The organism is uncultured Kordia sp., from assembly GCF_947489565.1.
Classification (GTDB): domain Bacteria; phylum Bacteroidota; class Bacteroidia; order Flavobacteriales; family Flavobacteriaceae; genus Kordia.
The window spans coordinates 1-11243 of the sequence record NZ_CANLEA010000038.1 but is presented as its reverse complement, the minus strand read 5'-3'; the positions used below and the strand labels follow the sequence as shown (position 1 = coordinate 11243).

The following is an 11243-nucleotide window of genomic DNA, read 5'->3' as shown; positions in this document are numbered from 1 at the left end:
AGTCCAAATGAGTTCATTGCGAATTTAAATAAATTCAAGGAAAACTTACGAAGTATCTATGAGAAAACTCAAAAATAGTGAACTAAACAGATTGAGTGTGGACGAATTTAAATCGTCAGAAAAAACAAGTATTATTGTCATCCTTGATAATATTCGCAGTTTAAACAATATTGGTTCCGTTTTTAGAACGAGTGATGCTTTTTTGATTGAAAAGATTTATTTGTGTGGAATTACCGCAAAACCACCACATAAAGACATTCACAGAACAGCTTTGGGTTCTACAGAATCCGTGGCTTGGGAATATCGTGAAGATACTTTAGCGCTTGTAAAAGAATTACAAGGAAACAAGGTAAAAATAGCTTCTATTGAACAAGCTGAGAATGCTACGATGCTGCATGAGTTTGCTCCTGAGAAATCCAATACGTATGCATTGGTTTTTGGAAATGAAGTAAAAGGCGTGCAACAAGAAGTGGTTTCTGCAAGTGATTATGTGATTGAAATTCCGCAATTTGGCACCAAACATTCGCTGAATATTTCTGTGAGCGCTGGTGTTGTGCTTTGGGATGTTTTTAGAAAACTTCGTTTTTAGACTTGCTTTGCACTTAGATTCGGCTTTGCCTGTTAGACACGCTATCGCTTTAGATTGTTAGAATTATTCAATACGTCATTACGAGGAAATATGGCGAAGTACTTGCACTGAACTTGTTGAAGTAAGCTGTTACTTAAGAAACAGATTGCCACGTCGCTATGCTTCTCGCAATGACATATCTAACATGTCTAAAATCTAGTAGCGAAGCGATCTAGTATCTAACAGCGAAAGCGGTCTAAAAGATTCCCGCCTACGCGGGAACAAGTCTAAAAGCAAGCGCGTCTAACAATCTAAAAATCTAAGTAGTCTACATTTCATTAATCTCCGAAACAATTTTCTGATAATCGTTTGCATTCGCTACAAAATCTAAATCAGAAACATCGATGATTTTTACGTTTAAGTCTTTGTGAGTTCGGATGAATTCTAAATATCCGTTGTTGATTTTATCTAAGTATTCAGAAGGAATTTTTTGTTCATAATCACGTCCGCGTTTTTTGATATTTCGCAGCAAACGTTCTGTATTTTGATAGAGATATACATACAAATCTGGCTTTGGAATTTCTTTGTACATGATATCAAATAACTTTCGGTACAACTTATATTCCTCTTCTTGCAGAGTGACTTTTGCAAAGATCAAGGATTTCACTACATCATAATCAGATACAATAAAATCTTTAAATAAATCCAATTGTGCTAAATCGTCTGAAATTTGCTGATAGCGATCTGCCAAAAACGACATTTCTAACGGAAACGCATAGCGACTGTTATCTTCATAAAATTTTGGCAAAAACGGATTGTCTGCAAAACGTTCTAAAATCAGTTTTCCATTAAAATCTTGCGCAATTTTAGTTGCTAACGAAGTTTTTCCCGCTCCAATATTCCCTTCTATGGCAATATAATTAAATCGAGAAAAGTTCTTATTCGTATTTGGTGATTCTAAAGTTTCTTCGCTTACTTCAATACCTTGCGCAGGAACTCCATCATTCAATTGCGAAACCGTCTTTTTGTAAGTTGGATGAATTTTACTTGGTGCAATATCACACAACGGTTGCATGACAAATTTTCGTTCGTGTGCCAATGGATGTGGCAATACCAACAAATCTGATCGCATCTCTATATCTTCATAAAAAATAATATCAATATCAATACTACGATTTTGATAGCCTTTTTTACGACTTCGAATACGACCTAGAGAGACTTCAATTTCTATGATCTCTGCCATCATTTCAGCAGGAGACAATACTGTTTTAACACACAAACACGCATTATAAAAGTCATTGCCATCATAACCCCATGAAGGCGTTTTATATATTGGCGAAATTTTTACGACATGCCCAACTTTGACAGAAAGTTTCTGAATTGCGTTTTGTAAGTGTGCGCGTTTGTCGCCAACATTACTTCCAATAGAGATGTATGTAGTATGTAACAAGTTTGGATGCAATTAAATACGTTTGTAGAGCCAAAATAGCCGCGCCAAAGATAGTCAAAATATACAGATTGAATTGTGAAAATACCGAAAGTGTGTTTTTATTTTGATTGTAGAAAATAGTTCGATTTAATTTCACAAAAAATGTAACTTTTACAGAGAAAACTACACTTACTTTCTAATTAGTTAATTAATAGATATTTTTGCAAAAAAGCATTTAACTCATACGCTATGAATTTTTTTAAACGAGTACTTTCCACTATTGTGGGAATGACCATCTTTGTTGCCCTTTGTTTTTTAATCTTGTTTTTGGTGATTTTCATCAATGCAAATTCAGCTGACAACCTTGTCGTTGTAAAGAAAAATACAGTGTTAGAATTGGATTTGTATCAACCAATTGATGATTACGCAGGTCGATTTGATTACAGCAGCGTTCCTTTTTTCCCAAACACACCAGAATATGACGGATTGTTTAATATTATTGATGCGATTAATCATGCGATAGACGATCCAAAAATCAAAGGAATTTCTATCAAAAATAATTCGATTAGCGCTGGAATGGCACAAACCAAAGCTTTGCGTGATGCCTTATTATCTTTTAAAGAATCTGGCAAGTTTATAGTTTCATACGGAGATTTCTATTCACAAAAAGATTATTACCTAAATTCTGTTGCAGATACCATTTATTTAAATCCTGCTGGACTCATAGATTTTAAAGGTCTGGCAATGGAACGTATGTATTATAAAGATTTTCAAGAAAAGTATGGCGTAAAAATGGAAGTGATTCGTCATGGAAAGTATAAAAGTGCTGTAGAAGGCTATATTAGTCAAGAAATGAGTGACGCCAATCGTGAGCAAATTTCTGTGTTTTTACGATCAATTTGGGATGAAATGCGCAAAGAAATTAGTGCTAGTAGAAAAATTTCAACAGATCAATTAAATCTGTTAGCCGATGAATTGGCAGGACGTACAGCAAAACTTGCTTTGGAAGCTAAGTTAATTGACAAGATAGCTTATGAAGATGAGTACGAAGATGGAATTCAACTTGCTATGGGAGAAAATACATTGATCAATCGAATTAATATTTATGAATATGCCAGACATGTAGGCGAACGATATACTACAGATAGTTCTACTGAAAGAATCGCGGTGATTTATGCGCAAGGTCAAATCATATATGGAGACGGTGATGAAGCTATGATTGGGCAAGGTGTTATGAATGAAGCACTAAAAGAAGCCCGAGAAGATGATAGTGTAAAAGCGATTGTATTGCGTATTGATTCTCCTGGAGGAAGTGCTTTGGCAAGTGAATTGATTTGGAGAGAAATTGAATTGACAAAAAAAGTAAAACCTGTCATTGTTTCTATGGGGAATTTAGCAGCTTCTGGCGGTTATTATATTGCATGTAATGCAGATAGAATTTTTGCAGAACCTAATACCATTACAGGAAGTATTGGTGTTTTTGGCACGATTCCAAACATGCACCAATTGGCAGAAGATTTAGGCATCAATGCTGAGCAAGTTGGAACGAATAAGAATTCTGTACAATACAGCGTTTTTGAACCGATGACAGATGAACAACGTGCTTTAATTAAAGAAGGTATTGAAGATATTTACGATTTATTTACACAACGTGTAGCAGATGGACGTGGCATGACACAAGCCGCTGTAGATGAAATTGCACAAGGACGTGTTTGGACAGGAAATGATGCAGTTGGCATAGGATTGGTAGATGAAATTGGCGGATTAGACATGGCACTACAAGCAGCAGCAACGGAAGCAAATATTTCTTCATATGACATTTTGGAGCTGCCAGTATATGAAAAAGATTTACAAAGTATTTTGAATCAATATACAGGCGGATATATTCAAACCAAAGAAAAAATATTACAAGAAGAATTGGGTGATAAAAATTATCAATTGCTTCAAAGAATGAAGAAACTCACTCAAATGGAAGGTCCGCAATTATTATTACCCTACGAAATTGAGATTAAATAATTTTGTTAGTTATTAATCACAATAAAAGCCTTTCCTGGAAAATGGAAAGGCTTTTACTTTTTAATACATTAGAAATTAAATTTTCTAAAGCTTATTTTTTCTCACAATCTGGATTCCCTGAAGGTTTTGGCCCCGTATTTCCTCCACATCGTAATGTACATGCCAAAGCTGTAAGTTCTGTGCTTCCACTTATTCCTCCTCTTAACTGAGCATCAATTAAATTAGAAACCTTACTCTTGTTTAATTTCAATGTTTTTAAACTTTTTCTTTTCATAATACTATTTTTTTGAATTAATACTTGAACAAATTTACCATTCAAAAAAACCACTTCAAAAAACTTATAATCAATCATTTATAAATCACGAGTCGTCATTTATAAATAACGATTCATAATGAAAAGTTAAATCAAAAGTAGAGTATTGAAGGATCGGGAATCGATAAATTTAAAAATCAAAGAAGCGATATACGAAAAAAATTGGGTGATAAAAATGATAGCTTAGCGAAGAAAATAAGGAAGCTTATACAAATGGAGTGTCTGAAATTATTTTTACCATACATTTAACTTAAACACAAGCTCTTAAAACAATTTTAAGAGCTTGTTTGTTGTATTATTGTCTAGGGCACATTCCCCATACTGTATTCTTTTCGCATTCTGCTAATGTCCCACTGCCACCAACGGTACAGTTTCCACAAGTTTGCTGACCTGTGCATGATTCTCCTGCAGAGCAAGCCATACTTCCTCCTCCATGGATATTTATAGCATCAAGCTTAGAAACTACATTTCTTTTCAATGTTAATTTTGTTACATTTCTTTTTTTCATGATTTAATAATTTTAAGTTAATTACCTAAAAATAAACCATTTAACACAAATAAAAGTAAGGTAAAACCGTAAAAAAACCTTTCCGAAAAACGGAAAGGCTTATTAATTTTTGGTAAGAAACTACATTACAGACAATGACATTCTGAACCTCCGTTACAAGTCAATCCACATGTCTCAGTTCCGCCTCCACATGCATCAGATGCATCGTAAGGACATGTCCATCCTCTGTAAGAAAGGCGTCCAAATGTAGAAGATGTGTCACCACCTTTTAATTGTAAGTCTATTAAACTAGACACTCTACTTTTGTTTAATCCTAAACTTTTTAAATTCTTTTTTTTCATAATTGTGATATTTATGTGATTAATACTTCTACTAAGTTAGGTAGGTCGAAAATCACATCAAAACACTCATAGTCAACTATTTATAAATCACGAGTCGAAATTCATATATTTCGAGTATAAAATAATTTACTAAAAAAAGCTGCTTAAAAGTTTCTAATACTAGAAATTTTAAACAGCCTTTACATTAAAACTTTAAACACTAAATATCGTCAAATGGACAGCCCATATGACCACTTCCATTACCACAATCGCCTGTACAATTACCATTTGTACAATTAAAAGCCGTTTGGAAAGGCGTACAACCGTCGGAGCATCCTATAGAAAATACTCCTCCATTGACAATTCCTTTATTTAAATCAGAAATTGAATTCTTGTTTAACGACAACTTGTCTAATTTTCGCTTTTTCATAATCTATTCGTTTTTGATTCACAACTAAAGTACTACAATGCAACACGTTATAAAACAAAAGCATATTCAGATTTATAAATTTGAAAATAGTTTCTTCATCAAATCATCTTTTAGTATTAAAAAGAAACTTTAGTATCTTTACAGTATGACAGTAGCCGACAAAAAACTAGCTGGCAAAATTTACCTATATCTTGCAGCACTATTCATCACTTCGTTAGTTGTTTCAAACTTAATTTTTCAAAAGTTTTTCTATTGGTATCCAGTAGACATTCAAGTATTTGGGGAAAACCTCTTTGAACTTTCTGTGGGCTTATTACCATATCCGCTCACCTTTTTAATTACGGATGCCATTTCTGAGATTTATGGAAAAAAGAAAGCCAATCAGGTGGTCATTGCAGGAATTTTTGCATCATTTTTTTCCTTGGGAATTATTTTGATTTCTAAACATGTCCCTGCAACCACATGGTCTCCAGTAAACGATGGAACATTTGTTGGAGTTTTTGGAAATACAAATTTAGCAGTATTAGCATCCATGCTTGCTTATTTGTTTGCGCAGTTTATAGATATTCACTTGTATCATTTTTGGAAAAAACTCACCAAAGGAAAACATTTATGGTTGCGAAATAACTTTTCTACGTTTGCTTCTCAGTTTGTAGATACATTCTCCGTTATTACACTACTCTGCTCTTTTGGAGTTATTGAATGGGATCGCTATTTTGGCTTAATTGCTGCTGGTTTTATCTTTAAAGTTTTAGTAGCTTTTCTAGATACTCCTTTCTTGTATTTAATAGTTTATGCATTTAGAAAGCGTTTTGGCTTGAAAATTGGAGAAGAGATTGACTTAGATAGTTATACTGAAGAAATAGCAAAATAAGTCTATCTGAAATTATTCTGAAAATTTATCAACTTCTTAACAGTGAACTATTCATATTTCACGTTATTAGAAGTAGTAAAAAACCAAACTCATGAAATGAACCACAACGACTAGTTTGATGGTTCTTGAAGTGATTCTTGGCAACATCACAGATTCACGAATTCATTCATGTAAAATATCAATTTTATGAGTAATTCCATCTGATCAAAAAACAATAAAACATCAACTGATGAAAGTAAAAAAAATACTAAAAAGAACAGGAATTACACTTTTAATTCTCATCATAGCTTTGATAGCCACACCTTATATCTTTAAGGATAAAATTATTGCTATGGTGAAAGAAAGTATCAATGAAAGTGTAAATGCTCGTGTTGATTTTGCCGATGCAGATATCAGTTTTTGGCGCAATTTCCCGAAAGCTTCCATCATTCTTACAGACGTAGAAGTCATTAATAATGCACCTTTTGAAAATGACACGCTTTTTTACGGAAAAGAAGTTTCTGTAACCACAGGTATTGGCGAGCTTTTTAAAGGAAAGAATGAAGCAATACAGATTTATAGTTTTACGATTGATCATGGAAAGATCAATATTGAAGTCGATGAAGGAGGAAACGCCAATTATGATATTGCAAAACCCAGTGAAACTCCAGAAACGACAGAAGCATCTGAGGAAACATCTGATTTTAAACTTAAAATAGACAACTATCATATTTTAGATACAGACATCAAGTATCATGACTCAAAAAGCAAAACCTATCTAACAGTTGAAAATTTACAACATGAAGGTTTTGGCGATTTTTCACTGGAAACTTCCGAATTAGAAACTACGACCAATGCACTTGTTTCGTTTGCACTAGAGGATATGCATTATATCAACAAACAACAAATTGCATTGGATGCTGTGATTGGCATGGATTTGGTCAACGGAAAATATACGTTTTTGGAAAATGAAGCCTTAATCAATCAGTTGCCATTGAAGTTTGATGGTTTTGTACAAATCAATCCAGATTCACAGGAAATCGATTTGGAATTGCAAACACCTTCTTCAGATTTTAAAAACTTTTTAGCTGTTATTCCAGAAGCCTATGCGAAGAACATTTCAGACGTAAAAACAACTGGGAATTTTGAAGTTTCAGGAGAAATCAAAGGAATTGTAGATGATCAACACATTCCGAAAATTAACATTCAAGTCGTTTCAAACAATGCATCTTTCAAATATCCCGATCTACCAAAAAGCGTACAAAATATCAACATTGATGCACAATTAAAAAATACAACAGGAAAAACTGAAGATACCTATCTCAACATTAACAATCTGGCGTTTAAAATTGATCAAGATACATTTCGTGGCAACGGAACTCTTTCGCAGTTGACGACAAACCCGAAAGTAAATGCAACAATTAAAGGAAAGCTCGATTTAAGCAATATTTCCAAAGCATATCCAATAGAACTTAACAAAGAGTTGAGCGGAATTGTAGATGCAAATTTGACGACAAATTTTGACATGAATACTATTGAAAAAGAACAATATGAACGCATCAAAAACACTGGAAATGTAAAGGTTTCTGACTTTTTGTTTTCTTCGAAAGATGTCGTGAATCCATTAGCTATTTCAGAAGCAATGATTGATTTTGTTCCGGGAAGAATTTCATTGAAAAAATTCGACGCAAAAAGTGGAAAAAGTGATTTTAATGCGACAGGAAAGATTGAAAATTTACTTGGATTTTTATTTAATGAAGGAAAACTCAAAGGAGATTTTAATGTAAATTCAAATGCTTTTTACGTAAGTGATTTTATGGTTGCTAGCGAGGAAGGAAGCGAAAATCAAAATACAGAAGTCGCGCAAGGAGAAGCTTTAAAAATTCCAGCGTTTTTAGATTGTAGTATTAATGTGAATTCTAAAAAGGTATTTTACGATAATATTCAATTAAATAATGTAAAAGGAAACTTAGCTCTCGTCGATGGAGAAGCGATTTTAGACAATGTAACTTCGGATGTTTTTGACGGAAAAATCACGATGAGCGGATTGGTTTCTACAAAGAAAGATACGCCAAATTTCGCTATGGATTTAGGCATGAATTCATTCGATTTATCAAAATCATTTAACGGTTTAGAATTATTGCAAACCATTGCGCCGATTGCAAAAGCGTTGGACGGAAAATTAAACACCAATATTTCGCTGAAAGGTGATTTAAACGAAAGTTACACACCTAAATTCACTACAATTTCAGGAAATGCTTTTGCAGAATTAATCACTACAACATTAAAGTCTACTAATATTGATTTTTTCAATACTATTAATGACAAACTTACTTTTATTGATCTTAATAAAATTGACATTGAGGACATCAAAGCGAAGTTATCTTTTGATGACGGAAAAGTAAGTGTAAAACCATTTTCATTCAACTATAAAGACATCGAAATTACGGTGGATGGAAGTCATGGATTTGACCAAACCTTAGATTATAACGCAACGTTTCAAATTCCTGCAAAATATTTAGGTTCAGAAGTCACCAACCTACTTTCGCAAATAAAATCGGAAGACGCTAAAAACATTACCATTCCTGTTTCTGGAAAAATTACTGGAAACTTTACGAGTCCAAATTTCACAACCGATTTAGCAAACGCCACCAAAGATTTGGCTGTAAAACTTGCAAAAATTAAAGCACAAGAAGCTCTTGGAAATATTAGAACAGGAAATGACAAAGTGGATGAACTTTTGGATGGAATTTTAGGAAACGGTAAGAAAAAAGATTCTACGGTTACCACTCCAAATTCAACTATTAAAGACGTAAAAAGTGTACTTGATAATGGATTCAGTGATCTTTTTAATAAACGTAAAAAGAAGAAAGAAACGGAGAAGAAGAAGGATTCTGTGAATTGATTTTTTTGTGGATTTATTGGTTCATCCTTTTGCCAATTAGCGTCTAACTAAACGTCACTTCGAGGAATTTACGATACAGGAGTCTGTTTTTTTTCACCTTCAAAAAGAAAATTACTTTTTAATGTTAATTACGGTATTCCCGTAAACAATTTAGCATTTGATTTTATACTTTTCATTACATTTTAACCAAAATATTATACCATGAAAAAACAAAATCTCAACGTATTGAAATTCAACAAAAAGTCTATTTCTAATCTTTCACACGAAAATGCAAACAATTTAAAAGGAGGAACTTTTGTTACACTTTTTTGTTCTGCAAGTGCTGAAGAACACAGATGTGATCCATGCAATTAGGAAGTATCTAAAACTTTCTAAAGATTAAAAATCATAAAACCGAGTCATGTGTTGAATATAATTCATTATTGATTCGGTTTTTCATATAAAATAAGCATTTCACCTTTCTAGATCACATTCAACTTTTCATTAAAATTCAAAAAAATGTAATGATTGTGTAAAACTTCCTACTAAGTCTTCATGGAATTTTTACTTTACTTCGCGATTGGAATTTTGGTGACCTTTGTTGGTGCGCTTCCTTTGGGAACAGTTAATATTTCTGTTATCAATACCACGTTAAAAGCTGATGCGCGCAATGCGATGAAAATTGCCGTTGCTGCTGGAATTGCTGAAATCATTATTTCATTTTACGCCTTGCACTGTAGTGTGATGGTTTCTTCTTTTATTGAGATGAATCAATGGATTCAGATTACAATTGCGCTTTTACTCTTTATAATTGGTGGCTTTTTATTCTTCAAAAAACAATCGGAAACTCGCAAGAAAAAGTTTAAAATGTCCAAATATGTCACAGGTTTATTTCTTGGGTTGCTAAATCCGCCTGTATTAGTCTATTGGTTATTTATGATTTCGTATCTCAATCAAAATAATTTTCATTTGAACATGAATTCTTCGATTGCTATTTTATTTGTCTTCTTTGCAGGTGTGTATTTAGGAAAGTTATTAACCTTATATGGCTACAGCCGATTTAGTATTTTACTCAAAAACAGAGTCCAAAATATTGCTTCGATGATCAATCGTGTCATTGGTGTTTTGTTGTTTGTCATTGGTTGTGTACAGTTGATGAAGTATATGTTTAGTTAGAAACGCTAACGCTTTTAGATTGTTAGACACGCTTCGCTTTAGATCGGCTTCGCCTTTTAGCGTTTTTACTAAAATTTTTACTTGATTTCACTCGATCAGACGTTTCTATTTCAGAATTAAATATCTTTTAAGAACGCAGCATTTGTGACAATTATTTATACAAAAAAAGTAACCGAAAAATCATTCGTGAATTCGTGACAAACTTTTTAGAAGTATTCAGAATCTAGTATTGAGTATTGAGACACTTCAAAAGCAAAGCAGCTCTCGATACAAAATCTTTCCAAGATTTCACTCGATTAGACATTTCTAGTTCAGAATTAAATATCTTTTAAGAACGCAACATTTGTGACAATTATTTACACAAAAAAGTAACCGAAAAATCATTCGTGAATTCGTGACAAACTTTTTAAAAGTAGTGAGAATCTAGTATTGAGTAGTAAGACACTTCAAAAGCAAAGCAGCTCTCGATACAAAATCCTTCCAAGATTTCACTCGATCAGACGTTTCTAGCTCAGAATTAAATATCTTTCAAGAACGCAGCATTTGTGACAATTATTTACACAAAAAAGTAACCGAAAAATCATTCGTGAATTCGTGACAAACTTTTTAGAAGTAGTGAGAATCTAGTATTGAGTAGTGAGATACTTCAAAAGCAAAGCAGCTCTCAACACAAAATCCTTCCAAGATTTCACTCGATCAGACGTTTCTAGCTCAGAATTAAATATCTTTCAAGAACGCAGCATTTG

The 11243-nt window shown here is 33.1% G+C and carries 11 protein-coding genes; 6 read left to right on the top strand and 5 right to left on the bottom strand.

Annotation, left to right across the window (positions count from 1 at the left end; all coding sequences use genetic code 11):
* Positions 1 to 58: 58 nt before the first annotated feature.
* Positions 59 to 589, top strand: coding sequence for an RNA methyltransferase (locus Q0845_RS27220; RefSeq protein ID WP_298521037.1), 531 nt, complete (start codon positions 59 to 61; stop codon positions 587 to 589).
* Between the two features lie 307 nt (positions 590 to 896).
* On the opposite strand, the gene folK is transcribed toward Q0845_RS27220, so the two are convergent.
* Entirely contained in the window at positions 897 to 2018 is a 1122-nt protein-coding gene (gene folK / locus Q0845_RS27215) for a 2-amino-4-hydroxy-6-hydroxymethyldihydropteridine diphosphokinase (protein WP_298521035.1), read from the bottom strand.
* A gap of 228 nt (positions 2019 to 2246) precedes the next feature.
* Here folK and sppA point away from each other — a divergent pair, with 228 nt between their 5' ends.
* Entirely contained in the window at positions 2247 to 4013 is a 1767-nt protein-coding gene (gene sppA, locus Q0845_RS27210; protein ID WP_298521032.1) for a signal peptide peptidase SppA, read from the top strand.
* Positions 4014 to 4104: 91 nt separating this feature from the next.
* On the opposite strand, the gene Q0845_RS27205 is transcribed toward sppA, so the two are convergent.
* The 4 genes from Q0845_RS27205 to Q0845_RS27190 form a co-directional block, all read right to left on the bottom strand.
* Entirely contained in the window at positions 4105 to 4287 is a 183-nt protein-coding gene (locus Q0845_RS27205; protein ID WP_298521030.1) for a hypothetical protein, read from the bottom strand.
* A 334-nt stretch (positions 4288 to 4621) separates the two neighbouring features.
* Positions 4622 to 4804, bottom strand: a complete 183-nt coding sequence (locus Q0845_RS27200; RefSeq protein ID WP_298521028.1) for a hypothetical protein — start codon at positions 4802 to 4804, stop codon at positions 4622 to 4624.
* A gap of 155 nt (positions 4805 to 4959) precedes the next feature.
* Positions 4960 to 5175, bottom strand: a complete 216-nt coding sequence (locus tag Q0845_RS27195) for a hypothetical protein (protein ID WP_298521026.1) — start codon at positions 5173 to 5175, stop codon at positions 4960 to 4962.
* Positions 5176 to 5374: 199 nt separating this feature from the next.
* Positions 5375 to 5584, bottom strand: coding sequence for a hypothetical protein (locus Q0845_RS27190; RefSeq protein WP_298521024.1), 210 nt, complete (start codon positions 5582 to 5584; stop codon positions 5375 to 5377).
* 145 nt (positions 5585 to 5729) lie between these two features.
* On the opposite strand from Q0845_RS27190, the gene Q0845_RS27185 reads away from it, so the two are divergent.
* From Q0845_RS27185 to Q0845_RS27170, 4 genes are all read left to right on the top strand, one after another.
* Complete coding sequence (locus Q0845_RS27185; protein ID WP_298521022.1) at positions 5730 to 6458, top strand: queuosine precursor transporter; 729 nt, start codon at positions 5730 to 5732, stop codon at positions 6456 to 6458.
* A 229-nt stretch (positions 6459 to 6687) separates the two neighbouring features.
* The gene (locus tag Q0845_RS27180) at positions 6688 to 9342 is read left to right on the top strand and encodes an AsmA family protein (protein WP_298521020.1); all 2655 of its coding nucleotides are present in this window, start codon (positions 6688 to 6690) and stop codon (positions 9340 to 9342) included.
* A gap of 201 nt (positions 9343 to 9543) precedes the next feature.
* Positions 9544 to 9696 carry a class I lanthipeptide gene (locus tag Q0845_RS27175; protein ID WP_298521019.1) on the top strand — a complete coding sequence of 51 codons (153 nt, stop codon included), beginning with the start codon at positions 9544 to 9546 and terminating at the stop codon, positions 9694 to 9696.
* Between the two features lie 180 nt (positions 9697 to 9876).
* On the top strand, positions 9877 to 10497 hold the full coding sequence (locus Q0845_RS27170) for a LysE family transporter (protein WP_298521017.1): 621 nt from the start codon (positions 9877 to 9879) through the stop codon (positions 10495 to 10497).
* Positions 10498 to 11243: the final 746 nt, after the last annotated feature.